Annotated in this window: 27 protein-coding genes; 13 read left to right on the top strand and 14 right to left on the bottom strand. The window is 73.7% G+C overall.

What is annotated here, in order from left to right; translation table 11 throughout:
• Positions 1 to 113: 113 nt before the first annotated feature.
• A complete protein-coding gene (locus ACFWIA_RS31290) occupies positions 114 to 734 on the bottom strand; it encodes a suppressor of fused domain protein (protein ID WP_387010629.1) in 621 nt (206 codons plus the stop codon).
• 788 nt (positions 735 to 1,522) lie between these two features.
• On the opposite strand from ACFWIA_RS31290, the gene ACFWIA_RS31295 reads away from it, so the two are divergent.
• Entirely contained in the window at positions 1,523 to 2,629 is a 1,107-nt protein-coding gene (locus ACFWIA_RS31295) for a magnesium and cobalt transport protein CorA (RefSeq protein ID WP_385494598.1), read from the top strand.
• 55 nt (positions 2,630 to 2,684) lie between these two features.
• A complete protein-coding gene (locus ACFWIA_RS31300) occupies positions 2,685 to 3,194 on the top strand; it encodes a hypothetical protein (RefSeq protein ID WP_387010630.1) in 510 nt (169 codons plus the stop codon).
• 18 nt (positions 3,195 to 3,212) lie between these two features.
• On the opposite strand, the gene ACFWIA_RS31305 is transcribed toward ACFWIA_RS31300, so the two are convergent.
• Positions 3,213 to 3,956 (bottom strand): hypothetical protein, encoded by a 744-nt coding sequence (locus ACFWIA_RS31305; protein ID WP_387010631.1) that lies wholly within the window; start codon positions 3,954 to 3,956, stop codon positions 3,213 to 3,215.
• Between the two features lie 306 nt (positions 3,957 to 4,262).
• Here ACFWIA_RS31305 and ACFWIA_RS31310 point away from each other — a divergent pair, with 306 nt between their 5' ends.
• The 4 genes from ACFWIA_RS31310 to ACFWIA_RS31325 all read left to right on the top strand — a co-directional run bounded on the left by ACFWIA_RS31310 (position 4,263) and on the right by ACFWIA_RS31325 (position 7,516).
• Positions 4,263 to 5,570, top strand: a complete 1,308-nt coding sequence (locus ACFWIA_RS31310; RefSeq protein WP_387010632.1) for a magnesium transporter MgtE N-terminal domain-containing protein — start codon at positions 4,263 to 4,265, stop codon at positions 5,568 to 5,570.
• Positions 5,560 to 6,108: a DUF1003 domain-containing protein gene (locus ACFWIA_RS31315; protein WP_387010633.1), complete on the top strand. Its 549-nt coding sequence runs from the start codon at positions 5,560 to 5,562 to the stop codon at positions 6,106 to 6,108. Before ACFWIA_RS31310 ends, ACFWIA_RS31315 begins: the two co-directional genes overlap by 11 nt.
• Before the next feature lie 44 nt (positions 6,109 to 6,152).
• A complete protein-coding gene (locus ACFWIA_RS31320; protein ID WP_387010634.1) occupies positions 6,153 to 7,286 on the top strand; it encodes an Mrp/NBP35 family ATP-binding protein in 1,134 nt (377 codons plus the stop codon).
• Positions 7,287 to 7,351: 65 nt separating this feature from the next.
• A complete protein-coding gene (locus ACFWIA_RS31325; RefSeq protein ID WP_387010635.1) occupies positions 7,352 to 7,516 on the top strand; it encodes a hypothetical protein in 165 nt (54 codons plus the stop codon).
• A 40-nt stretch (positions 7,517 to 7,556) separates the two neighbouring features.
• On the opposite strand, the gene ACFWIA_RS31330 is transcribed toward ACFWIA_RS31325, so the two are convergent.
• The 5 genes from ACFWIA_RS31330 to sigE form a co-directional block, all read right to left on the bottom strand.
• Positions 7,557 to 8,267, bottom strand: coding sequence for a hypothetical protein (locus ACFWIA_RS31330; protein ID WP_387010636.1), 711 nt, complete (start codon positions 8,265 to 8,267; stop codon positions 7,557 to 7,559).
• Between the two features lie 314 nt (positions 8,268 to 8,581).
• The gene (locus ACFWIA_RS31335; RefSeq protein ID WP_387010637.1) at positions 8,582 to 9,031 is read right to left on the bottom strand and encodes a sec-independent translocase; all 450 of its coding nucleotides are present in this window, start codon (positions 9,029 to 9,031) and stop codon (positions 8,582 to 8,584) included.
• Between the two features lie 134 nt (positions 9,032 to 9,165).
• A complete protein-coding gene (locus ACFWIA_RS31340) occupies positions 9,166 to 10,974 on the bottom strand; it encodes a S1C family serine protease (RefSeq protein ID WP_387010638.1) in 1,809 nt (602 codons plus the stop codon).
• Between the two features lie 166 nt (positions 10,975 to 11,140).
• Positions 11,141 to 12,166: an anti-sigma factor family protein gene (locus ACFWIA_RS31345; protein ID WP_387010639.1), complete on the bottom strand. Its 1,026-nt coding sequence runs from the start codon at positions 12,164 to 12,166 to the stop codon at positions 11,141 to 11,143.
• A complete protein-coding gene (gene sigE / locus ACFWIA_RS31350; protein WP_387010640.1) occupies positions 12,163 to 12,930 on the bottom strand; it encodes an RNA polymerase sigma factor SigE in 768 nt (255 codons plus the stop codon). Before sigE ends, ACFWIA_RS31345 begins: the two co-directional genes overlap by 4 nt.
• A gap of 206 nt (positions 12,931 to 13,136) precedes the next feature.
• Between sigE and ACFWIA_RS31355 the strand changes: the two genes are divergently transcribed.
• The gene (locus tag ACFWIA_RS31355) at positions 13,137 to 13,793 is read left to right on the top strand and encodes an O-methyltransferase (RefSeq protein ID WP_385494645.1); all 657 of its coding nucleotides are present in this window, start codon (positions 13,137 to 13,139) and stop codon (positions 13,791 to 13,793) included.
• Between the two features lie 186 nt (positions 13,794 to 13,979).
• Here the strand turns inward: ACFWIA_RS31355 and ACFWIA_RS31360 are convergent, their stop codons facing one another.
• A complete protein-coding gene (locus ACFWIA_RS31360; protein WP_003966491.1) occupies positions 13,980 to 14,147 on the bottom strand; it encodes a DUF3117 domain-containing protein in 168 nt (55 codons plus the stop codon).
• 352 nt (positions 14,148 to 14,499) lie between these two features.
• Here ACFWIA_RS31360 and ACFWIA_RS31365 point away from each other — a divergent pair, with 352 nt between their 5' ends.
• Entirely contained in the window at positions 14,500 to 15,303 is an 804-nt protein-coding gene (locus ACFWIA_RS31365; RefSeq protein WP_387010641.1) for an enoyl-CoA hydratase-related protein, read from the top strand.
• 32 nt (positions 15,304 to 15,335) lie between these two features.
• Here the strand turns inward: ACFWIA_RS31365 and ACFWIA_RS31370 are convergent, their stop codons facing one another.
• Complete coding sequence (locus tag ACFWIA_RS31370) at positions 15,336 to 15,977, bottom strand: DNA-3-methyladenine glycosylase I (RefSeq protein WP_387010642.1); 642 nt, start codon at positions 15,975 to 15,977, stop codon at positions 15,336 to 15,338.
• Positions 15,974 to 16,387 (bottom strand): DivIVA domain-containing protein, encoded by a 414-nt coding sequence (locus tag ACFWIA_RS31375; RefSeq protein WP_387010643.1) that lies wholly within the window; start codon positions 16,385 to 16,387, stop codon positions 15,974 to 15,976. The genes ACFWIA_RS31370 and ACFWIA_RS31375 overlap by 4 nt, the downstream gene beginning before the upstream one ends.
• Before the next feature lie 159 nt (positions 16,388 to 16,546).
• On the opposite strand from ACFWIA_RS31375, the gene folP reads away from it, so the two are divergent.
• Positions 16,547 to 17,407 carry a dihydropteroate synthase gene (gene folP, locus ACFWIA_RS31380; RefSeq protein ID WP_387010644.1) on the top strand — a complete coding sequence of 287 codons (861 nt, stop codon included), beginning with the start codon at positions 16,547 to 16,549 and terminating at the stop codon, positions 17,405 to 17,407.
• Positions 17,408 to 17,476: 69 nt separating this feature from the next.
• Here folP and ACFWIA_RS31385 read toward each other — a convergent pair whose 3' ends face one another.
• Positions 17,477 to 18,226 (bottom strand): TIGR00730 family Rossman fold protein, encoded by a 750-nt coding sequence (locus tag ACFWIA_RS31385; RefSeq protein WP_387010645.1) that lies wholly within the window; start codon positions 18,224 to 18,226, stop codon positions 17,477 to 17,479.
• Between the two features lie 107 nt (positions 18,227 to 18,333).
• On the bottom strand, positions 18,334 to 19,476 hold the full coding sequence (gene dapE / locus ACFWIA_RS31390) for a succinyl-diaminopimelate desuccinylase (protein ID WP_387010646.1): 1,143 nt from the start codon (positions 19,474 to 19,476) through the stop codon (positions 18,334 to 18,336).
• Between the two features lie 241 nt (positions 19,477 to 19,717).
• On the opposite strand from dapE, the gene ACFWIA_RS31395 reads away from it, so the two are divergent.
• Both ACFWIA_RS31395 and ACFWIA_RS31400 read left to right on the top strand, forming a co-directional pair.
• Positions 19,718 to 20,638, top strand: coding sequence for a heavy metal transporter (locus ACFWIA_RS31395; protein WP_387010649.1), 921 nt, complete (start codon positions 19,718 to 19,720; stop codon positions 20,636 to 20,638).
• Positions 20,639 to 20,947: 309 nt separating this feature from the next.
• Positions 20,948 to 21,343, top strand: coding sequence for an ATP-binding protein (locus ACFWIA_RS31400; protein ID WP_387010647.1), 396 nt, complete (start codon positions 20,948 to 20,950; stop codon positions 21,341 to 21,343).
• Positions 21,344 to 21,438: 95 nt separating this feature from the next.
• Here the strand turns inward: ACFWIA_RS31400 and dapC are convergent, their stop codons facing one another.
• Both dapC and fdxA read right to left on the bottom strand, forming a co-directional pair.
• The gene (gene dapC / locus ACFWIA_RS31405; RefSeq protein ID WP_387010648.1) at positions 21,439 to 22,542 is read right to left on the bottom strand and encodes a succinyldiaminopimelate transaminase; all 1,104 of its coding nucleotides are present in this window, start codon (positions 22,540 to 22,542) and stop codon (positions 21,439 to 21,441) included.
• Between the two features lie 180 nt (positions 22,543 to 22,722).
• On the bottom strand, positions 22,723 to 23,043 hold the full coding sequence (gene fdxA / locus ACFWIA_RS31410) for a ferredoxin (protein ID WP_019058397.1): 321 nt from the start codon (positions 23,041 to 23,043) through the stop codon (positions 22,723 to 22,725).
• Between the two features lie 141 nt (positions 23,044 to 23,184).
• Here fdxA and ACFWIA_RS31415 point away from each other — a divergent pair, with 141 nt between their 5' ends.
• Together ACFWIA_RS31415 and ACFWIA_RS31420 are read left to right on the top strand one after the other, a co-directional pair.
• Positions 23,185 to 24,216 carry a GNAT family N-acetyltransferase gene (locus tag ACFWIA_RS31415; RefSeq protein ID WP_387010650.1) on the top strand — a complete coding sequence of 344 codons (1,032 nt, stop codon included), beginning with the start codon at positions 23,185 to 23,187 and terminating at the stop codon, positions 24,214 to 24,216.
• Positions 24,213 to 25,067, top strand: coding sequence for a tetratricopeptide repeat protein (locus ACFWIA_RS31420; RefSeq protein ID WP_387010651.1), 855 nt, complete (start codon positions 24,213 to 24,215; stop codon positions 25,065 to 25,067). The genes ACFWIA_RS31415 and ACFWIA_RS31420 overlap by 4 nt, the downstream gene beginning before the upstream one ends.
• Positions 25,068 to 25,209: the final 142 nt, after the last annotated feature.

A 25,209-nucleotide genomic window follows, 5' to 3' on the forward strand; every position in this document is an offset into this window, starting at 1 on the left:
TCAAAGGATGATCACCCGACTGCGCGCCCCGCGCCCTCGGTGACGCCCCTCGCCGCGGCGGGACGCCGGTCGCGCGGGGCCTCAGTCGAGCGGGGCCTCAGTCGAGCGGGGCCTCAGTCGAGCGGGACGCCCGCGCGCAGCGGATCGCGCAGGTCGGTGCCGCGCGCCAGCCACCGTTCGTGGAGGGCCCCCGCACCGTGCACCCGCTTCCACGCGGCCTCGTTCGGGGTCATCGGCAGCAGCGGCAGGAAGGCGACGGCCTCGCGCGGCGGGTCCGGCTCCAGATCGGGGACGAGTCCACCGGGTTCGGCGACGAGCACGGAGGTGAAGGGCGCCCCCGGCCACAGCGGTCCGCCGACGTCGAGCGAGGCACCCGGGGCGACCACCAGTCCTTCGACCTGCGGGCTAGCCGCCAGCACGGCCAGGGCCCGCAGCACCCCGTCGGTCTCGGCGAGCCCCCGGCGCACGGTGAGGACCAGCTCGGCCCGCGGCCCGCGCTCGGGGTCGGCGACCACCGCCGTGGGGTCGGTCATGGGGCGGGCGGACATGCCCAGGGTGACGTAGCGGACGTACGGGCCGGGCTCCCCCGGCGTCCCGGGGCCGGCCGGCGGGCCTTCGACGAAACGCAGGACCTCGATCCGGTCGGTGCCGAGGAACGTGACCGCCGCCCGGGCGTCCGGTTCCCCGAAGGTCGTACGCAAACGGGCCTCGACGAGCGGGAGAACATCTGCCATGCCCGCGAGCATAGAACGCCCGTCCGGTCGTCAGAATCCGCATGTCACAGGGGTGTCGGGGCGGAACCCCGGGGGCGGCGGGCGTCAGGGAGCCGTAGCGGAACGGTGGGAAGGCGCCCTTGACACGTCAACCGACTGCTAGTCTGGGCCGCTGTTCGGGACGGTCTTCCCAGCGGTACGCATCGGCGTCGCGCTCACGTCCCGGGACCTTGGACATCCCCCACGGGGGACCGGCCGGAGGAGGTGGGGCTGTCATGGATCGAAGTCGATCGTGCAGTATCACCCGCTCTTCCGGTCGCTGAGTCCGTAGCTCCGCCGGTCACGGTCCCGCTCCACGCACCGTCCGGCTCCTACCGCTTCGCGTACGCGCCCCCTTCGGGCCCCCTCCCGTTCGGTCCGCCCCGTCATCCTTCGGGGACGGACACCGGGTCCCCCGTTCCGTCGCCGGTCCACCACCGGCGACCGGTCGCGCGTGACGGAAGAGCACAGTGTTCCCACCGGGCCCACCCCGGCCCGTCCACCGTGCCCCGCCCTGCCCGGCCCGGTGCCGTACGGCCGTGTCAGCGGTGCAAGGCCGCTGCCGCGCACGCAGTACCCGCAGTTGTGAACCAGTAGCGAAACGCGAAGGAGCCGCCACCACGGTGCGGTGCTCCCCGCTTTGTGGACGTGCCACACATCGACCGTTCCGTCGATCCCTGCGATCGGACCGGGACACCGCGGCGCGGACGTCCCCATTCCGGGCAGTTCCACCCGTCGTCCGCGGCCCCCCGGTGCGAAGGAGTCCGCCCATGTCGATGATCCGTGACCTGCGTGCAGCCGTTCGGCCCGCCCACCGCAAGGACGACAGCGCCTACGACACCACCCGCGATCCGGCGACGCCCTCGGCGATCGTCGACTGCGCGGTCTACCGCGACGGCCGCCGCGTCGACTCGGCGGAGTGCCTGACCCCGCACGGCGCGATGCTCCAGGTGCGGCGGGACGGCGGGTTCGCGTGGATCGGCCTGCACGAGCCGACCGAGGCCGAGTTCGCGGTGATCGCGGCCGAGTTCGGGCTGCACCCGCTGGCCGTCGAGGACGCCGTCCACGCCCACCAGCGGCCCAAGCTGGAGCGGTACGACGACACCCTCTTCACCGTCTTCAAGACCATCCACTACGTCGAGCACGACGAACTCACCGCGACCAGCGCCATCGTGGAGACCGGCGAGGTCATGTGCTTCACCGGCGCGGACTTCTTCATCACCGTCCGACACGGCGGCCAGGGCTCGCTGCGGGCGCTGCGCAGTCGCCTCCAGAGCGAACCGGAGCTGCTCGCGAAGGGCCCCTCGGCGGTGCTGCACGGCATCGCGGACCACGTCGTGGACGGCTATCTGGCGGTCGCCGACGCGGTGCAGGACGACGTGGACGAGGTCGAGACCGAGGTGTTCTCGCCCGGTCGGCGCGGGGTGGCGCGCGGGGTGGACGCCGGGCGGATCTACCAGCTCAAGCGGGAGGTGCTGGAGTTCAAGCGGGCGGTGGCCCCGCTGGCCCGGCCGATGCAGCTGCTGAGCGAGCGGCCGATGCGGCTGGTCGACCCGGACATCCAGAAGTACTTCCGTGACGTGGCCGACCATCTCACCCGGGTGCAGGAGCAGGTCACCGGCTTCGACGAGCTGCTGAACTCGATCCTCCAGGCCAATCTGGCGCAGGCGTCCGTCGCGCAGAACGAGGACATGCGGAAGATCACCTCCTGGGCCGCGATCATCGCGGTGCCGACGATGGTCTGCGGGGTGTACGGGATGAACTTCGAGCACATGCCGGAGCTGGGCTGGCGGTACGGGTACCCGATGGTGCTCGGCGTCACGGTCGTCATCTGCCTCACCATCCACCGCACCCTGAAGCGCAACGGCTGGCTGTGACCGCGGGGGCGCCGCGCGTGGCCGGGGCGGTGCGCGCGCTGTCTACTCTTGCCCCATGACGGAATCACCTCTCGACCGGGCGCTCGTCGAGGAAGCCACCAAGAAGTCCGGACTGATCTGGGTCCGGGGCGACGGCCCGGACCGACCGCTGTGGCACGTGTGGCACGAGGGCGCCGCGCTCGTCCTGGGCGACGGCCCGGGCGAGCAGCCGCTGCCGGGGCTGGTCGACGGGGGCACGGCGACCGTCACCGTGCGCAGCAAGGACAAGGGCGGGCGGCTGGTCGCCTGGACCGCCCGGGTGGTGGAACTCGCGCCGGACGGCGAGGAGTGGACCGCGGCCGTCCAGGAGCTGAAGGGCAAGCGGCTGAACGCGCCCGACGGGGAGGACGCGCCCGGACGGTGGGCGCGGGAGTGCCGGGTGCTCCGGTTGGAGGCGGGCGCCGTCGACGCCGAGGTGCCGACGGGGTCCCTCGCGGCGGTGCCGCTGGAGACCCCGGTGACCACCCGTCAGCCCGCTCCCGCGGCGCTGCCCAAGCTGTTGCTGCGGCGGTGGCGCGGACGCTGAGCCGGTGCCGGCGCGCCGTCAGGACGCGGGCAGCGCCCGACCGTAGTCGACGACCTCGGAGGGCGCCGGCTCCTTCAGCGGGACGTCGCGGTTCCAGTCGCTGAGGCTGATCGTCCCGGCGCCCCCGGCCCGGACCAGGCGCAGCGGGTAGGGGGTGCCCTCCAGGGAGACGTCGAGGGTGCCGCCCGCTCCCTGGTCGCCGGTGAGCCGGATGGTCTTGACCCCGCCGGCGGCCCCCCGCTCGCCCTTCTCCAGCGTGCCGTGCAGGGTGATCAGCCCGTCGAGCAGCAGATCCATGTCGGCGAAGCCGCTGAGCTGCTGGTAGGAGGGGTCGCCGTCGGGCACCTTCACGTACTTGCCGTCGAGCTTCTCTGCGGCGGCCCGGTCCGAGGCGGCCTTCTCCGGGGTGGTCTTGGCGCCCTTCGACCCGTGGGTCCAGAACGAGGAGTCGGCCTTGAGGTACAGCTTCTCGCCGATCCTGAGCAGGCGGATCGTGCCGCCCTTGGAGCGCACCGAACCGGTGCCGCCCCGGTCCGACAGCCGCATGTCGAGGCGGTAGCCCTGGCCCTTGACCCGGACGGTGCCCGACAGCCGGACGGCGGCGGCCCGCTCCGCGGCGAGCCGGGTCTTGTTCTGGATCTCGGTGGCCGACAGCTTGCCGACCCCGTTGGTGCCCTGGTCGGGGTCCGGGGGGGCGTCGCCGCCGCAGCCCGCGAGCCCCAGGGTGGCGACCATCGTTCCCGCGCACACCATGCTCACCATCGCCGCGCGCCGACCCCGGCGCAGGGGAACCGCTGACACAGACGGGGCTGCCTCTCGTACGGGGGGACCGTCGCGATGAACGACGGTGGACGGCAGCGTACCGGTGCTGTCCGTACCCGCCCGACCCAGTCCTTCCGGTTCCCGTGAGCGGGCGTCACCTACCCGGACGGGCTAGCCTGAAGCGCGGATTACCGGACAAAGACCAAGAAGGGCCCATACAGACGGCCCATGCAGACGGCGCGTACGGGCGAGACGTGCGGGCGAGACGTACGTACGCGGCGCGGCGCACACGAGGGAGGCACGTACATGGCAGCGGGTGCTCCTCGGATCTTCGTCTCCCACCTGTCCGGCGTCACCGTGTTCGATCCCGGCGGTGATCACGTCGGACGGGTGCGGGACCTGGTCGCCATGTTGCGGGTGGGGCACCGGCCGCCGCGACTGCTGGGGCTGGTGGTGGAGCTGACCTCACGGCGCCGGATCTTCCTGCCGATGACGCGGGTGACCGGCGTCCAGGCCGGCCAGGTGATCACCACGGGGGTGCTGAACGTGCGGCGCTTCGAACAGCGGCCGACCGAGCGGCTGGTCTTCGGGGAGTTGCTGGACCGACGGGTGCGGCTGGTGGACACCGGCGAGGAGGTCACCGTGCTCGACCTGTCCGTGCGGCAGCTGCCGGCCCGCCGCGACTGGGAGATCGACCGGATCTTCGTCCGCCGGGGCGCCCCCCGCCGCACCGCGGGCTTCCGCAGGCAGAAGGGCGAGGCGCTCACCGTCGGCTGGGAGGCCGTCACCGGCTTCTCGCTGGACGAGCAGGGGCAGGGCGCGGAGACCCTGCTCGCCACCTTCGAGCAGCTGCGCCCCGCCGACCTGGCGAACGTGCTGCACCACCTGTCCGCCAAGCGTCGCGCCGAGGTGGCCGCCGCGCTCGACGACGACCGGCTCGCGGACGTCCTGGAGGAACTGCCCGAGGACGACCAGATCGAGATCCTCGGCAAGCTGAAGGAGGAGCGCGCGGCGGACGTGCTGGAGGCCATGGACCCGGACGACGCCGCCGACCTGCTGTCCGAGCTGCCCGAGCAGGACCAGGAGCGGCTGCTGAGCCTGATGCAGCCCGATGACGCCGCGGACATGCGGCGGCTGATGGCGTACGAGGAGCGCACCGCGGGCGGGTTGATGACCACCGAGCCGGTGGTGCTGCGGCCCGATGCGACGGTCGCCGACGCCCTGGCCCGGGTCCGCAACCCCGATCTGTCGCCGGCGCTCGCCGCCCAGGTGTACGTGTGCCGCCCACCGGACGAGACGCCGACCGGGAAGTACCTGGGGACGGTGCACTTCCAGCGGCTGCTGCGGGACCCCCCGTACACGTTGGTGAGCTCGATCCTCGACGACGACCTCCAGGCGCTGTCGCCGCAGGACTCGCTGCCGGCGGTCGCCGGGTTCTTCGCGACGTACGACATGGTGGCCGCGCCGGTCGTGGACGACGGCGGTTCGCTGCTCGGGGCGGTGACCGTGGACGACGTCCTGGACCATCTGCTGCCCGAGGACTGGCGGGAGCACGAGTTCCACGAGTTGGCGGGCGAGACCGGCGGCGAGGAGGCACCCGGACATGGCCGCTGACCGGGAGCAGACCCGGCCCCGGGTCCGGCTCGACCAGCCGCTCGCCCCGCGCCGCCGGCTGTGGCCCGACTACGACCCGGACGCCTTCGGGCGGCTGACCGAGCGGATCGCCCGGTTCCTCGGCACCGGACGGTTCATCGTCTGGATGACGTTCACGATCATCTGCTGGGTCGCGTGGAACATCTGGGCGCCGCCCGCGGTGCGCTTCGACCAGTACCCGTTCATCTTCCTGACCCTCGCCCTGTCGCTCCAGGCCTCGTACGCGGCGCCGCTGATCCTGCTCGCGCAGAACCGGCAGGACGATCGGGACCGGGTCAACCTGGAGCAGGACCGCAAGCAGAACGAGCGCTCGATCGCCGACACCGAGTACCTGAGCCGTGAGGTCGCGGCGCTGCGGACGGGGCTCGGCGAGGTGGCGACCAGGGACTGGATGCGCTCCGAGCTGGAGGGGCTGCTGAGGGAGCTCGACGAGCGGCGCGACAGACCCGTGGAGCCCGCCGTGCGCCGGCCCCCGGGACGTGACGCAACCGATCGCTGACGGGCCTTACCGGAGCCCTGGTAGGGCGCCGTACCATCGACGGTATGGCTACGGAAGACGCGGTGCGCGAAGCACTGGCGACGGTGAACGACCCCGAGATCCAGCGACCCATCACCGAGCTGGGGATGGTCAAATCGGTGGAGATCGGTGCGGACGGCGTGGTCGCCGTGAGCGTCTACCTCACGGTCTCCGGTTGCCCGATGCGCGAGACCATCACCACCAACGTGACCGAGGCGGTGGCCCGGGTCGAAGGCGTCACGCGGGTCGACGTCACCCTCGACGTGATGAGCGACGAACAACGCAAGGAACTAGCCTCCGCCCTGCGCGGCGGACAGACCGAACGCGAGGTGCCGTTCGCCCAGCCCGGGTCGTTGACCCGGGTGTACGCGGTGGCCTCCGGCAAGGGCGGCGTCGGCAAGTCGTCCGTGACGGTGAACCTCGCGGCGGCGATGGCCGCCGACGGCCTGAAGGTCGGGGTCGTGGACGCCGACATCTACGGGCACTCGGTGCCGCGGATGCTGGGCGTCGACGGACGGCCCACCCAGGTCGAGAACATGATCATGCCGCCCTCCTCGCACGGGGTGAAGGTGATCTCCATCGGCATGTTCACGCCCGGCAACGAGCCCGTGGTGTGGCGGGGGCCCATGCTGCACCGGGCACTCCAGCAGTTCCTGGCGGACGTGTTCTGGGGCGACCTCGACGTGCTGCTGCTCGACCTGCCGCCCGGCACCGGTGACATCGCGATCTCGGTCGCGCAGCTGGTGCCCAATGCGGAGATCCTGGTCGTCACGACCCCGCAGCAGGCCGCCGCCGAGGTCGCGGAGCGGGCCGGTTCGATCGCCGTCCAGACCCACCAGAAGATCGTCGGCGTGGTCGAGAACATGTCCGGTCTGCCGTGTCCGCACTGCGACGAGATGGTCGACGTGTTCGGCACGGGCGGCGGGCAGACGGTCGCCGAGGGGCTGACCCGGATCACCGGGGCGAACGTGCCGGTGCTGGGCTCCATCCCGATCGACGTGCGGCTGCGGGAGGGCGGCGACGACGGCACCCCGGTGGTGCTCTCCGACCCGGGCTCCCCGGCGGGCTCGGCACTGCACGCGATCGCCGGCAAGCTGGGCGGCCGGCAGCGGGGACTGGCGGGCCTCTCGCTGGGCATCACGCCCCGCAACAAGTTCTGACGCGGGTGCGGGCCCGGGGGTGATCGCCTCGCCCCCGGCGCCCGACGGGCAGCATCATGACGCCCATGCGCATCACGACCTGCCGAGCGGAAGACCTGCACCCGCTGGAAGAAGCCCTGCCCTCGTCGAGCGCCGTCTCCTACCACCTCCAGCGGTACGCCCGCTTGGGGTACCGGCCCGCCGTCTTCCTGGTCAAGGAGCTCGGCCCGCACGACCACGACCGGCCGTGAAGGCCCGGGTCAGCGCGGACGGGTCACGGCCCGACGGGTGTCAGGCGTACTCCTCGATGTCCTTGATCACCGAGAACCCGAGCCCGTAGGCGCTCATGCCCCGCCCGTACGCACCGAGGTGCACGCCCTCGCGGGTGGACCCGGCGAGCACCCAGCCGTACTCGGACTCGCGGTAGTGGAACGGCGTCGGCACCCCGTCCACCGGCAGCGACAACGAGGCCCAGTCGTCGCTGGCGAGGTCGTCCGCCAGCACCCACGCGGTCTCGGTCTGCTGGGTCAGCCAGTCGTCGCGCAGGGTGTGGTCCATCTGCGCGGGCCAGGTGACGGCGAGCAGCCCGGAGCCGGCGAGCCAGGCCGCGGACGACACCGACGTGGCCTCCAGCACCCCCGTGCCGTCGGCGGTCCTGCGCACCGGGCTGGCCGCGACGGTCACCACCACGGCGAACCGGTCGCGTTCGGCGGCGTCCCGGGTGTCGGCGGCCCGCAGCGAGGGTTCGTCGCCGTGCCCGATGGAACCGTGCTCGACCACCGCCTCGGCCGAGGTCCCGGCTTGGAGCAGCCACCGGGGACCGGTGAACGCCCCGTCGAGGCCGTACCAGGGGAACGGCGCCATCAGGAAGTTGTCCACCGTGCGGCGCGCGGGCACGGCCGGTCGTACGCCCCCGGCGCTCCCGGTGGCTTCGGCGCCTTCGGTGCCTGCGGCGCCTTCCCGGGGCGGTGCTTGCGCGCCCACCTGACTCGTCGTCTCCATCTGCGGACGCCTCCTCGCACTCGTCGGACCGGAGCGGCCCGCCCCCCTCGGGCGACCTGGTGTCGGCCCGCACAACAACTAGGGAGAATAGCCACCCGGATTCCCGGAGTTACGGCGCCACCGCACGGCCCGGGGGCAAACCGGGCACAAACAGGCGAGTGGCGGCACTCCCGGCCCATGTCAGCGACCCGGCCCCACGGGTTGACGCACCGGGGGCACTCGGGGAGCACGCGGGAGCGCACCCGTACCGGATCAACCGGACCGGGTGACGGGTCACCTGGCCCGGGTCCGGACGGGCGCGAGCGCGGGTCGGGTCAGGTCGCGTCCATGTCGAACGGGGGCCGCTCCCCCGCGTCGAGGTTGCGCTTCTTCACCAGGTCGGCCCGGCCACCGACGGTGGACGCCCCGCCGGCCGCGGCCCGGGTGCCGTCGGTGCGGCTCTCCACGTCGTTCACCGAGTCGGACAGCTCGGCCATCTCCTTGCGGAGGTCGAAGCTGTCGCGGATGTCCTGGAGCCCCAGGTCGTCGTTGCCGAGCTGCTTGCGCAGATACGCCTTGGGGTTCAGGTCCTCGAACTCGAAGTCCTTGAACTCCGGACCCAGTTCGTCCCGTATGTCCTGCTTGGCGCTGTCGGAGAACTCGCGGATCTTGCGGATCATCCGCGAAATGTCCTGGATCGCCTTCGGAAGCTTGTCGGGACCGAAGACGAGCATGCCGAGCACGGCGAGGGTCAGGACCTCGGCCCAGCCTATGTCATTGAACACCTAGCGCTCCCTTGCGATGTCCTCCGGCCCGCAGCGGGTCTTCCATGGTCCCGGACCGCTCCCACGGTACCCGCCGACCCCGTGCGTCCGGTACTGTCCGGGCCCGGTCGGCGCCATCCCGACCGGGTCGGAGGTCAACCGCCGGTGGCCGACCCCAGGACGAGGGTCACCCGGTGCTCCCGGCCGCCGCGTTCCAAGGTGAGCTGGAGCCGGTCACCGGGACGGTGGGCGCGGATCTTGACGATCAGTTCCTCGCCGGAGCGGACCCGCTGGTCGTCGACCTCGGTGATCACGTCGCCGGGCCGGATGCCGGCCCGGGCGCCGGGACCGTCCTCGGCCACGGCCGGCGCCCCGTCGTTGCCCTCGGAACCGACCCGGGCGCCGTCGCCCGTGTAGTCCATGTCGAGCGTCACGCCGATGATCGGGTGGGTGGCCTTCCCCGTGTTGATCAACTCCTCGGCGACCCGCTTGCCCTGGTTGACGGGGATGGCGAAGCCCAGGCCGATGGAGCCGGACTGCCCGCTCGGGGAACCGTCACCGCCGTCGGCGGAGCGGATGGCGCTGTTGATGCCGATCACCCGGGCCCGGGAGTCCATCAGCGGCCCCCCGGAGTTGCCGGGGTTGATCGGCGCGTCGGTCTGGAGGGCGTCCACGTAGGAGACGTCGCTGCCGTCGCCCTTCTCGCCGCCCGCCGTGATGGGCCGTTCGGTGGCGCTGATGATGCCCGAGGTGACCGTGTTGGCCAGGTCGAAGGGGGCGCCGATCGCGACGACGGGATCGCCGACGCGGACGTCGTCGGAGTTCCCGAGCGGCAGCGGCTTGAGCCCGTCGACCCCCGTCACCTTGACCACCGCGAGGTCGTACCCCGCGTCCCGTCCGACGATCTCGGCCTCGGCGACCTCCCCGGTGCTGAAGGTCACCGTGATCTCCCCGGCGGCTCCCGCGGGTTCGACCACGTGGTTGTTGGTGAGGATGTGTCCGCGGCCGTTCAGCACGAACCCGGTGCCCGTGCCCTGGTCGGAGCCGCCCCGCACGTGCAGGGTCACCACTCCGGGCAGGGAGCGCGCGGCGATCCCCGCGACGCTGTCGGGCGCCCGGTCCCGGGGCTCGGGGGCGGCTTGCGGCAGTTCGACCCGGGTGGTGCGCCTGGCCTCGAAGTACGCGCCCGTCACCCCGCCGACCGCGCCCGCGGCCAAGCCCAGGACGAGCGCCCCCACGAGCAGTCCGCGCCGCGCGGGCGCCCCCGTCCGGGGACCCGCCGCGCCGTGGGTGCCGTCGCCGACCGGCTGGAGCGGCGCCCCGGCCCACGGGTCGTACCGCGCCCAGGGCCCGCCCGCACCCTCCTCCGGCGCCGGGCCGGCCGGCGGCTGGGGGTGCCCCGGCGGCGGACCGTACGGGGCGGGTGCGCCGTGCGTCGGGGTTCCGTGACCGGGCGTGACGTGCGGGACGGCCCCGGGCGGGACGGGGCCGGCGGGAGGCGGGGTTCCGTGCGGTGCGGCGCCGGGCGGCGGGGTCCCGTAGGGCGGGGGGCCGGCGGGGCTCTGGGCGGGGATCGTGGGCACGCCGTGCGCGGGGGTGGCCGCCGGGTGCTGGACGGGCGGTGCGGGCGCCCAGGGGCCCGGCTGGCCGTACGGCGGGGTGCCGTAGGGGTCCGGGGCGTGCAGCGGCACGGGACGCCCCTCGGCGGGCGGCTCGGGCGGCGGGGCGGCAGCGGCCTCCGCAGTCCGCTCCGCAGCGCCGTCGGGGAGCGCGGCGGGGCGGGGCGACACGGGTTTCGTCAGGTCGACGGGGTGAGCGTCGGACCGGGGCACGGCGGCCCGGCCGCGCTCGCCCGGTGCGTCCGCAGCGGCCGGGGTTCCCGGGGCGGGCGCGGGTGTCGCGGTCCCCTCACCGGGGGCCGCGGGCGCCGGCCGACTCCACCACTTCGGCTTGCCCTCGTCCATCGTCTCCCCACACCCCGCTGCGCGGTCGTCACCGCTCGTGAACCATCGACTGGACGGCCCGTCCCCCGCGGAGCGCGTCCCGGGGAATTCAATCAGGTCCGGGGGGCGGGCCTGAAGGGCCGCGGCCCCTCGGGACGCCCCCGGACCTGGGCCGGAGGCCCGGACCTCAGCGGGTGGCCTCCGATGCCTGGGCATGGGCGGGCGCGGGGTGCGGCGAAGGAGCCGGGGCGCCGGTCCGGGGGGACCGGACGCCGTCGGGTGCCGGATCGCCGAACCCTCGGGCTTCGCCCTCGCCCGCACGCACCAGGGGCGCCAGCGGCGCCAGCGCACGGGGGTCCGGTAGCGGCCCGGTGACGGGGGGCACCGGGTGGAGCAGCCCGGATGTCACCGAGGCTCCGGCGAGCAGGGGTGCCGCCAGCGCCTGCACGGCCTCCAGCGGTCGCAGGTGCGACTGGGGAGCCCCGGGGAGCAGCGGTGCCGCCGCGGGGGCGGGAGCCACCGGGCCGGCGAGCGCCCCGCCGGTGCGCTGGCCCAGCATGGGCGTGGCGGAGCGACGGCGTGGGGCGTCCCCGGCCGGAACGGCGTTGCCCTGGGTGCGCAGGGGGGTGACGTTGTTGCTGCTGGGGCCGCGGGCGTCACCGCCGTCGACGGGGGCGGTGACCGTGGTGACCCCGCCGAGGGCGATCGCGGCGAGGGAGACGGCTCCGGCCGCCGCGAAGGCGAAGCGGCGGCGGCCCCGGGCGGCGGACCGCTCGGTGTCCGGCCGGCCCACGGGGTGGATGCGGAAACCCGAACCGGAGGCGCCCGGGGCACCGGAGTGCGCCGGAGAGCCGAGGGGGTCGCCCGGGGAGGTGGCGGTGAGCGTCGGGGCGAAGGCGAAGGGGTCGCCACCGGACTCGAAGATCGGAAGTCCACCGCCGGGGCCGCCCAGGCCGCTCGGGTCACCGGGCAGGCCACCGCCGGGCAGGCCCTGGAGTCGGGCGAGGAAGCTCTCGGACGGGGGCGGGGGCGCCGCCTGGGCGAAGGCCGTCTTCAGGCGGCGCTGGGCGTCCGCCTCGGCCTTGCAACGGGGGCAGGTCGCGAGGTGGGCGAGCACGCGATCGCGTGCGTCATGGCTCAACTCGCCGTCGACGAAGGAGGCGAGCCGGTCCCCGAGGTGCTGCTCGACAGGTGTCGGACGGGATCCACTCACGCGGGCGCGCCTCCTCCTCCCAGCGCGGGGGCACCGGCGGCCACGGGCGCGCGACGTTCGGCGCGGGCGTGCGGCGACCGGTGGTGGAGGGCCTTGCGCAGCTGGGAGCGACCCCGGTGGATCCGGCTGCGGACCGTACCGAGCTTGACGCCCAGGGTGGCGGCGATCTCCTCGTACGACAGGCCCTCGATGTCGCAGAGGACCACGGCGGCCCGGAACTCCGGCGCGAGGGTGTCCAGCGCCTGCTGGACGTCGGCGTCGAAGTGGGTGTCGTTGAAGACCTGCTGGGGTGAGGGCTCACGGCTGGGCAGGCGTTCCGCGGCGTCGTCCCCGAGGGAGTCGAAGCGGATGCGCTGCCGGCGCCGCACCATGTCCAGGAAGAGATTGGTGGTGATGCGGTGGAGCCAGCCCTCGAAGGTGCCGGGCGAGTACGTGGACAGGGAGCGGAAGACGCGGACGAAGACCTCCTGGGTGAGGTCCTCGGCGTCGTGCTGGTTGCCCGTGAGTCGGTAGGCGAGACGGTAGACCCGGCCGCTGTGGGTGCTGACGATCTCCTCCCAGGTGGGCGGAGTCCACGTCTGCGCGTCCGCGTCGGCGGTGAAGGTCGCTGTCGGAGCGGAGTGGGCAACGCGGTCAGCGGTGTTGGTCACGGATTTCGGCTCACCCACCGATCGGAGAAGGCGCCGCAGCACTCCTCCCCTCTCCGCGGGCGCAGCCGCACCTCCCCTGTCGGCTCTGGTGGTGTCCAGTGGAGCCCCTACCATAGCCACCCCGCCCGTTAGCTCCGGATAAGCAATTTTACGTGAATTTGGTACGTGGTTCTGGTCATGCGTCAGGACTTGCCGCCCGCTCCCGTCCATTCGCCGCCCCCGTTGTCCGTGATTCCCGTCGCACCTCGTTCCCCACCCTCCTATAACGCCCGGTCCCATCTGCGGGTTCCCGGCGCCAGCGGATACAGTCACGGCCAGACATCCCAGGGGGACAGGAGAGGGTCATTACCGGCAACCGGCAGACGGGCTTGGCGTTCGCTGACGCCTTTGTCGCCGAGGAGGAGGCGCTGCACTGGGCCCGGGACCGGGCCCGTGAGGCCGCGCTGCGCCCGGTGTCGCCCGCGACCGGCGCCGCGCTGCGGATGCTCGCCGCGACGGCGGGCGCCAAGGCGGTCGCGGAGATCGGCACCGGCACCGGGGTTTCCGGAATACATCTTCTGCACGGCATGCGACCGGACGGGGTACTCACGACCGTCGATCCGGAGCCGGAGCGCCAGCAGTTCGCCAAGCAGGCGTTCCGACTCGCGGGTTTCGCCACGAATAGGGCGCGGTTCATTCCGGGGCGGGCGCTGGACGTGCTGCCGCGGCTCGCGGACAGCGGATACGACCTCGTTTTCTGCGACGGGGACCGCCTGGAGTGCGTCGACTATCTCGCTGAATCGTTGCGGCTCCTGAGGCCGGGCGGTCTGGTCTGTTTCGAGGGCGTCTTCGCGGACGGGCGGACCGTGGACTCGGGGCCGCAGCCGATGGAGGTGCTGAAACTGCGCGAGCTGGTGCGCGGGGTGCGGGAGAACGCCGAACTGGTGCCGTCGCTGCTGCCCGTCGGCGACGGATTGCTGTGCGCGGTGAAGCGGTAGCCACCGCGGGAGCCTCGAAACCTGGTGGGCGCCCCTCGGCGCCCCGGGCGCCGGCGCTCGACCGGCCCCGCCCGCGGGCGTGGTGCACGGCACCCGCAGGACGTGCGCGCTTCACCCATGCAGCTGCCCCGACACCGCGTACGATGCCGGGGCAGCTGGGAGAACGCAAAAGGTCGGGACCTACCGTCAGCCGACGACCTTCTTGAGGGCATCGCCGAGCGCGTCGGCCTCATCCGGGGTCAGCTCTACGACGAGCCGACCGCCGCCTTCGAGCGGAACGCGCATGACGATGCCCCGCCCCTCCTTGGTCACCTCGAGCGGGCCGTCGCCCGTCCGCGGCTTCATGGCCGCCATGCTCGTTCCCCTTCCTGAAACCAGCTCATCGTCAGCCGACGACGCTCCCTTTCACAGGGCCAGCGTCCGGCGTCGAACACATTGCTTCCCGGTCATTATCCCGCATGCCGGGACCTGATGACCAACATCGGTCTGCATCGCTTGGGCAACGTGCTCCCGCAAAACCACTCAATTCGCCGACCTGGCCGTGGTACTCCGGGTTCCCGGGGGGTTGGAGGGACCCGGAATTGTTTGATGCAGGTCACATGCGGATGCGCGGCGGCCTCCGTCATGCTGGGCTCGGACCGCGTTCCCCGGCGGCCCCGAGGTGCCCGTGCGCACCGGGAAGCCCCCTGCTCGGAGAGGACCCGCCATGGCCGACACCGTGCTCTACGAGGTGAGCGACGCACTCGCGACGATCACGCTGAACCGTCCGGGGGCGATGAACGCCCTCGACACCGTGACCAAGGAGGCGTTGCGGGACGCCGTCGAGGAGGCCGCGGCGGACGCCGGGGTGCGTGCGGTGCTGCTGACCGGGGCCGGCGAGCGGGCGTTCTGCGTGGGGCAGGACCTCAAGGAGCACGTCGCGACGCTCGCGGCGGACGTCGGCCCGGACGCCGGGGAGGTCATGGGCACCGTCCGGGACCACTACAACCCGATCGTGCGGGCCCTGACCGGGATGGCGAAGCCCGTGGTGGCCGGGGTGAACGGCGTCGCCGCGGGCGCCGGCTTCGGCTTCGCCCTGGCGGCCGACGTGCGGGTGGTCGCCGACACCGCCTCGTTCACCACGGCGTTCGCCGGGGTCGCGCTGTCCGCGGACTCCGGGATCTCCTGGACGCTGCCCCGGGTGGTGGGCCCCGGGCGCGCCGCCGACCTGCTGTTCCTCCCCCGGCCGATCGCGGCGGCCGAGGCGTACGAGCTGGGCATCGCCACCCGGGTGGTGCCGGCCGGCGAGCTGGCCGCCGAGGCCCGGCGGGTGGCCCGGGAGCTGGCGCAGGGCCCCACCCTCGCCTACGCGGCGCTCAAGGAGTCGCTGGCCTTCGCCCAGGCACACGCCCTCCCGGACACCCTGGAGCAGGAGGACCGGCTCCAGCGGCGGGCCGGGGCGTCCCGGGACCACCGGATCGCCGTGGACGCCTTCGTCCACAAGACCCGACCGCGGTTCCTCGGCCGCTGACCGCCCGGCGGGCCGCGGGAAGCCCCCTCCCGTCAGCGGTCGGACGCGGCGGGCGTCCGGACCCAGCAGGCGTCCAGGTGGTCGTTGACCAGGCCGCACGCCTGCATGAGGGCGTAGGCGGTGGTGGGTCCGACGAACCGCAGCCCACGGGACTTGAGGGACTTCGCCAGCGCGGTGGACCCCTCGGTGACGGCCGGGACGTCGGCGAGGGTCCTGGGCGCCGGGCGGGTGGCGGGGTCGGGGGCGTGGGACCAGATCAGCGCGTCGAGTTCACCCGCGGGCCAGTCGGCCAGCGCACGGGCGTTGGCGAGCGTCGCCGTCACCTTGGCGCGGTTGCGGATGATCCCCGGGTCGTCCAGCAGCCGTTCGACGTCGTGCTCGGTGAAGGCGGCGACCGCGGCGATCTCGAAGCCGGCGAAGGCCCGGCGGAAGCCCTCGCGACGGCGCAGGATCGTGATCCACGACAGGCCCGACTGGAACGCCTCCAGGGACAGCCGCTCGAACAGCGCGTCGTCGCCGTGGACCGGGCGGCCCCACTCCTCGTCGTGGTAGGCGCGGTAGTCGTCGGCGGACAGGCCCCAGGGGCAGCGCAGGCGTCCGTCCGGCCCGGGCACCGCGTCCGTCGGCGGCACGGGCGCGGCGTTCGCGTGCGCGGCCCCGTCGGCGCGGGTCACGCGCGGTCCTGCGGGGGTGCGTCGGAGCCGGGCTCCTCGGTACGGGCCGGCACCGGTCCGGCCGTCGCCCCGGGAGCACCGGGGGCCTCGGCAGCGTCGAGGCGGCGGGCGCGGGCACCCGCGAGGGCGGACTCCAACTCCTCGATGCGGGCGTCCCGCTCGGACAGTTCGGCGCCGAGCCGGCCGAGCGCCTCGTCCACCTCCACCATCCGGTAGCCGCGCAGCGCCAGCGGGAAGCGCAGCGCCTCCACGTCGGAGCGGCCCACCGGGCGGTCCGGGGGGAGCGGCTCGCTGTACTGCTCGGGCGGCGCCGCGGGCAGCGGGCCGCTCTCGCCACCGCCCACCACGGCGAGCGTCACCGCGCCGACCACGACCACGAGCGCGAGCAGCAGGAACAAGAACATGACCATCTCGACGGTCCCCAGGTCCGGTGGCCGGCCCGGGCGGGGACCGGCACGAAAAGTGTCAGGCTCGATCGTGCCATGCGTCGCCGACGGTTAAGGTCGCAGGCGACCGATCAGTACCGCCCGGTACCGCGGGACCGCACGTTCGTCGGAGGGACACAGGGGATGCTCAGGCTGGGCAGGCGCGAGTTCGGGGCGCACGAGCCGGTGGTCATGGCGATCGTCAACCGCACCCCGGACTCCTTCTACGACGGGGGTGCGACGTTCCGGGACGAGCCCGCGCTGGCGCGGGTGGAGCAGGCCGTCGCCGAGGGGGCCGCCATCATCGACATCGGCGGGGTGAAGGCGGGCCCGGGCGCCGAGGTCACCGCCGAGGAGGAGGTCCGGCGCACGGTCGGCTTCGTCGCCGAGGTGCGGCGGCGGTTCCCCGAGGTGGTCATCAGTGTGGACACCTGGCGGCACGAGGTCGGCGAGGCCGTGTGCGAGGTGGGCGCGGACCTGCTGAACGACGCGTGGGGCGGGGTCGATCCGCGGCTCGCGGAGGTCGCCGCCCGCTACGGCGCGGGCCTGGTGTGCACCCACGCGGGCGGCGCCGAGCCCCGCACCCGGCCGCACCGGGTGGAGTACGCGGACGTGATGGCCGACGTCCTCGACGTGACGGTGGGGCTCGCGGAGCGGGCGGTGGCCCTCGGGGTGCCCAGGGAGTCGGTGCTCATCGATCCGGGGCACGACTTCGGGAAGAACACCCGCCACTCGTTGGAGGCGACCCGACGGCTCGGCGAGATGGTCGCCACGGGGTGGCCGGTGCTGGTGTCCCTGTCCAACAAGGACTTCGTCGGGGAGACGCTGGACCGCCCGGTGAAGGAGCGGCTCATCGGGACCCTGGCGACGACCGCGGTGTCCGCGTGGCTCGGGGCCCAGGTGTACCGGGTGCACGAGGTGGCCGAGACCCGGCAGGTGCTCGACATGGTGGCGTCCATCGCGGGTCACCGCCCGCCGGCGGTCGCCCGGCGCGGGCTCGCCTGACGCCCGCGGGTCGGGTGGACGGCTGCGGGTCCGGTGGACGCACCGCGCGCACCGGACCCCGGCGCGCGGTTAGCGGGCCACCTCCTTGGTGACCAGCTGCACGGCCTCCTCGACGCTGTCGGTCACGTGGAAGAGCGTCAGGTCCTTGTCGGCGGCCTTGCCACTGGCGATCACCGTGTCGCGGAGCCAGTCCACCAGCCCGTTCCAGTACGCGGAGCCGAACAGCACGATCGGGAAGCGGGTGACCTTGCGGGTCTGGACGAGGGTCAGCGCCTCGAAGAGTTCGTCCAGGGTGCCGAACCCGCCGGGCAGGACGACGAAGCCCTGCGCGTACTTCACGAACATCGTCTTGCGGACGAAGAAGTAGCGGAAGTTCACCCCGATGTCGACGTGCGGGTTGAGGCCCTGCTCGAAGGGCAGCTCGATGCCGAGGCCGACGGAGATGCCGCGGGCCTCGCGCGCGCCCTTGTTCGCCGCCTCCATCGCGCCCGGGCCGCCTCCGGTGATCACCGCGAACCCGGCGTCCACCAGGGCCTTGCCGATCTCCACCCCGGACTCGTACTCGGGGGTCCCGGGTCGGGTGCGGGCCGAGCCGAAGACGCTGATGGCGCTGGGGAGTTCAGCGAGCGCCCCGAAGCCTTCCACGAACTCCGACTGGATGCGCATGACCCGCCAGGGGTCCGTGTGCACCCATCCCGAGTCCTCCTCGGTGTCCAGCAGCCGCTGGTCGGTGGTGCCGGGTTGGATCTGCCCCCGCCGTCGCACCACCGGGCCGACGACCTGCTCCTCCGGCGGACCCTGTGCGTCCGGAACGCCCATAGAACTCCCCTTCCACTGACGGTGTTGCCCCTTCAGCCTAGATCCACCGGGATGACGAACGGCGTAATTCAGGATGTCCGGGGTGCTGACACCGCCCCACGCCCGGGTCAGGAGGTGAGCCAGTGGCGCAATCGCTCCTCCGCGCCGAGGATCTGCCCGGTGTGCACCCGCTCGTCCCGCTTGTGCGCAAGCTGCGGATTGCCCGGCCCGTAGTTCACGGCGGGCACGCCCAGCGCGCTGAACCGGGACACGTCCGTCCAGCCGAACTTGGGCCGCGGGGTGCCGCCCACCGCCTCGATGAAGGCACGCGCCGCCGGGTGGGACAATCCGGGCATCGCGGCCCCGCTGTGGTCGTCGACCACGAACTCGTCGACCCCGCAGTCGGCGAAGACCTCCCGCACATGGGCCAACGCCTCCTCCTCGCTGCGGTCGGGGGCGTACCGGAAGTTCACGGTGACCGTGCACACGTCCGGGATGACGTTCCCGGCGACCCCGCCCTCGATGCGCACGGCGTTGAGGCCCTCGCGGTACTCCAGCCCGTCGATGACCGGATGGCGCGGCTGGTAGGCGGCGAGCCGGGCGAGGATCGGGGCGGCGGCGTGGATCGCGTTGGAGCCCAGCCACGAGCGCGCGGAGTGGGCGCGTTCCCCGTGGGTGCGCAGCAGCACCCGCAAGGTGCCCTGGCAGCCGCCCTCGACCTGCTGGTCCGAGGGTTCGAGGAGCACGGCGAAATCGGCCTCCAGCCACTCGGGGTGGGCCTCGGCCACGTGCCGCAGGCCGTTCAGTTCGGCGGCGACCTCTTCGTTGTCGTAGAACACGAAGGTGAGGTCGCGGTTGGGTTCGGGGACCGTCCGGGCGATCCGCAGCTGCACGGCGACGCCCGACTTCATGTCACAGGTGCCGCAGCCCCACAGCACGCCGTCCGCGTCGAGCCGGGAGGGCACGTTGTCCGCGATGGGCACGGTGTCGATGTGCCCGGCGAGCACCACCCGCTCGGCGCGCCCCAGTTCGGTGCGGGCGATCACGTTGTTCCCGTACCGGTGGACCGTCAGGTGCCCCAGTGCGCGCAGGGCCTGCTCGACGGCGTCCGCCAGCGGCTTCTCGGTACCGCTCTCGGAGGGGAAGTCGACGAGCTGCGCGGTGAGCAGCGCGGCGTCCTGGTCGAGGTCCAGGGCGGCGTGCTCCCCGGGGCCCGGGCCGGGGTGCGCGGCAGCGGTCGACGGTACGGGGGCGGGCGTGGTGCGGTCCATGGCCCCGACCCTAACTCCCTCCTTTCCCCACCTCCGCGTCCCCGTTCCCGGCGCCGTGGGCACCGGGCGGGACGCTGATCCGGGGCGCCCCGTCCCCTGGGGCACCGGCACTCCCTCCAGTACCGTGGGCCGCGTGTCCGATACCGCTGCCGCCGCCGAGTCCGCCGCTGCCGCCGGGCGCCGTCGCCCCGTGCGCCGTCGTCCGGTGCGCCGCGCGGGCAGACGCGGGATCGCCCTGGCCGTGCTGCTCGCCGTGTCCGGCTACGTCGTGGTGCACCAGCTGAACGGGGCCCGGGGCGGGGCGCTGTGCACCGTGGTGTCGGGGAACGGCGACGGTGCCGCGTACCGGTTCTCGTCCGAGCAGGCCGTCCATGCGGCGACCGTCGCGGCCGTCGGCACCGCGCGCGGGATGCCGGAGCGGGCGGTGACGATCGCCCTGGCCACCGCGCTCCAGGAGTCGGGGCTGCGCAACATCGACCACGGCGACCGGGACTCGATCGGCCTGTTCCAGCAGCGGCCGTCCCAGGGCTGGGGCACCGCGGAGCAGATCGGCGACCCGGTGTACTCGTCAGCGGAGTTCTACGAGCACCTGGAGCAGGTCGCCGGGTACTCGCGGCTGCCGCTGACGGTCGCCGCGCAGCGGGTGCAGCGCAGTGGCTATCCGCAGGCGTACGCCAAGCACGAGCCGGACGCCACCTTGTTGGCTGCGGCCCTCACGGGCCGGTCGGAGGCCACGCTGACCTGCGAGGACGGCGGGGTACGGGCCGCGGGCTCGGCGGCCGGCGTACGGGCCGCGCTGGTGCGGGACTTCGGCCAGGAGGTGCTCACGCCCGCGGGCGCCGAGGTGTCCCGCGCTCCGGACGGCGAGGACGGCGGTACCGCGTCCGCCGCGCCGGCACCGGTGCCGGCGCCGGGCGGGCGCGAGGTGCTGCTGCCGGTGTCCCGGGGGCCGGGTGGTGAGCCGGGGGACCGGCAGCGCGGCTGGGAGTTGGCGCACTGGGCGGTCGCCAACTCGGCGGCGCTCGGCATCGAGGAAGTGACGTACGCGGGTCTGCGGTGGACCCCGGGCACCGCGCCGGGTCAGTGGCCGGTCGTCCAGGGGGGCACCGGCAGCGGGGTGGACTCCACCGCCGAACGGGTCCGAATCGTCACCGGACAGTAGCGGCCGGGGGTCACCCGGGCGGGCGATTCCCGCCCGGTCGTGCCGGGGCCCGGGGCAGCGGGGCGCGTGCGGTGCGCGGACCTCCCGCGAACCGTCCGGACCCCTTGGGGGACCCGGGCTCCGAGCCGGTCGAGGCACTGCGGCGCGGGTGACCTTTGCCCGTTTTTGCGTCCAGCGGATTATGCGATGCGTTGCCCAGTCTTTACCTCGGGGTGCCGCAACCTCCGGGGGCTTCCGTTCGGTAGTCACGGCGTCCGAGGGGCCCGCCGGGTCCACCGGACTTCGCTGAACCTCGTCTGAAGGAGCATCATGTCCCTCCCCCTGACCCGTCGGATCGCCCGCGCCGTACTGCTCGTGGCGGCGGGAGCGGTGCCCGTGGTGGGTGCGGCCGGCTCCGCGAGCGCCGCCGTGGACCTCCCGATGAACGCGCCGGTGGGCGCGCTCACCGCGCTGGACGGCGCGAACGTCGGCAACACCGTGGACGGCGCGACGACCAACGCGACCGGGGTCGCCGGGAACACCGGGGCCAAGGTCGTCAAGAAGGCGGTGCCCCAGGCAGGCAAGACCGTGGGCAAGGGCGCCAAGAAGGCCGCCCCCGCCGCGCAGAAGGCGGCCGGGAGCGTCGGCGGTGCGGGTGGTGTGCTCGGTGGGGTGACCGGGGCCGCCGGCAAGGGCGGACTGCCCGGCGGTCTGCCCCTCGGCTGACGTTCACGGCGTGGGGCCCGGGAAGCCGATGCGGCTTCCCGGGCCCCTTCTCGTGTCCGTTCCGTGGTGCCGCGCCAGGCCCCGGGCGCGGCGGGTCAGGCCAGTCGGGCGACGGCCGCCGCGACCCGCTCGTCGGTCGCCGTCAGGGCGATCCGCACGTGCCGGGCGCCGGCCTCCCCGTAGAAGTCGCCGGGGGCCGCGAGGATGCCGAGGGAGGCCAGGTGGGCGACCGTGTCCCAGCAGGGTTCGCCGCGGGTGGCCCACAGGTACAGGCTCGCCTCGCTGTGGTCGATGCGGAAGCCGTGCGCTTCCAGGGCGGTCCTCAACGCGGTCCGCCGGGCGCGGTAGCGGGCGCGCTGCTCGGTGACGTGCGTGTCGTCCGAGAGGGCCGCGACGGCCGCGGCCTGGGTGGGCGCCGAGGTCATCATGCCGCCGTGCTTGCGGAGCTGGAGCAGCGGGCCGAGCACGTTCTCGTCACCGGCGATGAACGCGGCCCGGTAGCCTGCCAGGTTGGAGCGCTTCGACAGGGAGTGGACGGCGACCAGGCCCTCGTGGGAGGTGCCGCACACCTCGGGGTGGAGCACCGAGACCGGCTCGGACTCCCAGCCGAGTTCGATGTAGCACTCGTCGGAGAACACCAGCACCCCGTGCGCACGGGCCCAGGCGACGATGTCGGCCAACTCGCCGCGGGACAGCACCCGGCCCGTCGGGTTGGACGGGGAGTTCAGCCAGAGCAGCTTGAGGTCGGTGGGGTCGAGGTCACGCGGATCGTCGTAGGTGACGGCTTCGGCGCGGGCCAGCCGGGCGCCGACCTCGTAGGTGGGGTACGCGAGCCGCGGGTAGGCGATCCGGTCGCCGGGGCCCAGGCCGAGCTGGGTGGGCAGCCAGGCGACGAGTTCCTTGGAGCCGACGACCGGCAGGACGCCCCGGTGGGTCATCCCCCGCGCGCCGAGCCGCCGCTCGCACCAGTGGGTGAGCGCGTCGCGCAGCTGGGGGGTGCCCCAGACGGTCGGGTAGCCCGGTGAGTCGGCCGCCGCGATCAGTGCCTTCTGGATCAGCTCCGGGACGGGGTCCACGGGGGTGCCGACGGAGAGGTCGACGATGCCGTCCGGATGGGCCGCCGCCGTGGCCTTGTAGGGCTCCAGCTTGTCCCACGGGAAGGCGGGGAGGCGGTCGGCGGGCGCTTCGGTCGCGGACACGGGATCAGTTCGCTTTCTGCGGTGCGGGCGGTGCAGGCGTGCAGGCGGTGCGGGGCGGGCGGCACGGGCTCCGGGCGGTGCCGCCCGTGGCCCACGAGCGGGTGTCACGGGACCCGTGGACGCCTCAGCCCCGTACGGCGACGACCGTACGGGGCCGGGTGGCGCACGAGCCGGGGCCGCCTACTGGTTCTGCGGCGGGAGCGCGGCGACGAAGGGGTGGTCGCGCTCGATCAGACCGAGCTTGCTGGCACCGCCGGGGGAGCCCAGCTCGTCGAAGAACTCGACGTTCGCCTTGTAGTAGTCCTTCCACTCCTCCGGGGTGTCGTCCTCGTAGAAGATCGCCTCGACCGGGCAGACCGGCTCACAGGCACCACAGTCAACGCATTCGTCCGGATGGATGTACAAGGACCGCGAGCCCTCGTAGATGCAGTCGACCGGGCATTCCTCGATGCACGCCTTGTCCTTGACGTCGACACAAGGCTGCGCGATGACGTATGTCACGCTGTCGTTCCTCCTCGATAGGGCGCTGGCGGGCCTGAAGTAGGCTCCGCCGCCTGGCGCGCGGGAGCGCGGCGTCGTCGATGCCCGCACCTAGTATCTCCGTTCTGGGGCATGATCCGAACAGGAGGGGTGGACAGAACCGTGGAATTCGGCGCACGAGGTTTGCTTGAGATCCGAATTACCCCGGCTGACGTGGGCAAACGCGTCTCCGTTCGGCGGGTCCACCGCTCGCCCGGAGACACCGCGGTGTTCACCGATACGGTCGGGGTTCTCACATCCTGGGACGAAGGCGAAGGTGTCCTCGTGGTGACCAGGCGTACCGGCGAGGCGGTGCGGATCGACGCGGCGACCCTGGTCGCGGGAAAGGTCGTGCCGGCCGCGCCGGCCCGCCGCCGGGGCCCGGCGGCGGACTACCCGGAGCTGGCCCGGGTCACCGCCCGCGCCTGGCAGCCGGTGGAGCACGAACGGCTGGGCGACTGGGAGCTGCGGGCCGCCGCGGGGTTCACCCGGCGGGCCAACTCGGTGCTGCCGCTGGGCGATCCGGGCGTGCCGCTGGACGAGGCCCTGGCCCTGGTGCGGAAGTGGTACGAGGAACGGGAGTTGCCCGCGTACCTCCAGACGGCCACCGGGGCGCGGGGGACGCAGGAGGAGCTGTGCGCGGAGCTGGAGGCACGGGGCTGGACGCGGGAGGTGTCCGCCGAGGTGCGGATCGCCCCGTTGACCCCGCTGGCCACCCCGGAGCGGACCGCGGAGCCCGCCGCCGTCGTCCGGGTGGAGCGGGACTTCGACGCCGACTGGCTGCGCCGCTACCAGCGGTCCCGGGAGCCCGGGCCCGAGGTGCGACAGGTCCTCGCGGCCGGGGCCCCCGGGACCACGGTGTGGTTCGCCTCGGTCGACGGGGAGCCGGGCGCGCCGCCGCTGGCGATCGGCCGGTGCGTGGTGGACGGCCGGTGGGCGGGGTTCATGGCCGTCGAGGTGGCGCCCGGGGCCCGGCGCGGGGGGCTCGGCACGGCGGTGATGGCCGCACTGGCCGGGCGGGCGCTCGCTCAGGGCGCCTCGGCCGCCTGGCTCCAGGTCGAGGCGGACAACGCGCCCGCCCTCGCGATGTACGGGCGGGCGGGCTTCACCACCCATCACGCCTACCACCACTACCGGGCGCCCGGGCGCGGCTGAGACGGGCGGACGGGCACGTGCGGGACATCTGGTGGCGACGGAGGTTCGCCGAAGAGGCGCGGGCGGAGCGCCCCGACCTGGCGGTGCTGTGCCTGCTGGTCGGCGCCGCGGCCGATCCGGCGTTCGCGGCGGGCGGGGAGGCCGGGCTCGACGCGGCGCAGACGGAGCTGGACCGGCTGGCCGGGGAGCTCCCGTACCGGCCCGGGGGTCCCCGTCAATGGGCCGGTGCGGTCGCGGAACTGCTCGGAGAGCGGTACGGGTTCCGGGGCGCTCCCCCGGACTACCGGAAGCTGGAGTCGTCCCTGTTGCACGCGGTACTGGAGCGGCGCCGGGGGCTGCCGATCCTGTTGTCGGTGGTGTGGTTGGAGGTGGCCCGGCGGGCCGGTGCGCCGGTCTACGGGGTCGCGCTGCCGGGGCACTTCGTGGTGGGGTTCGGCCCGCCGGGCGAGCAGGTGCTCGCTGATCCGTTCGACGGGGGGCGGGTGCTGTCGGAGGGTGACGCGGACGCCCTGGCGGTGCGGGCCACCGGGGCGCCGCTCGATCCGGCGGCGCTGGGGCCCGCCGATCCGTTGGAGATCGTGGTGCGCGTCCTGAACAACATCCGGGCGTGGGCGACGGCCCGCCCGGAGCGCTCCGACGTGGCGCTGTGGGCCGTGGAGTTGGCCCTGGCCCTGCCCTCGCACCCGGCGCGGCTGCGGTACGAGCGGGGCCAGCTACTGGTGCAGCGGGGCGACTTCCTCGGCGGGGCCGCGGAGTTCGACGCGTACGCCGAGGTGGTGGGGGCGGTGGACGAACGGGCGGCCGAGGAGGTGCGGGCGCAGGCGCGGGCCGCGCGCTCCCGGCTCAACTGACCGCGGGCGGTGCCTCGGGGCCGTCAGGGTGCTGTCCCCTGCGGGTGCGTGGTCCGGTGCGGTGCGCTGTTGTTTTGCGCAGTTCCCCGCGCCCCTGACGGGGCGCTCCTCACGCACGGGCCCCGTCAGGGGCGCGGGGAAC

It is taken from the genome of Streptomyces sp. NPDC127068 (assembly GCF_042724695.1).
In the GTDB taxonomy this organism is placed as follows: Bacteria; Actinomycetota; Actinomycetes; order Streptomycetales; family Streptomycetaceae; genus Streptomyces.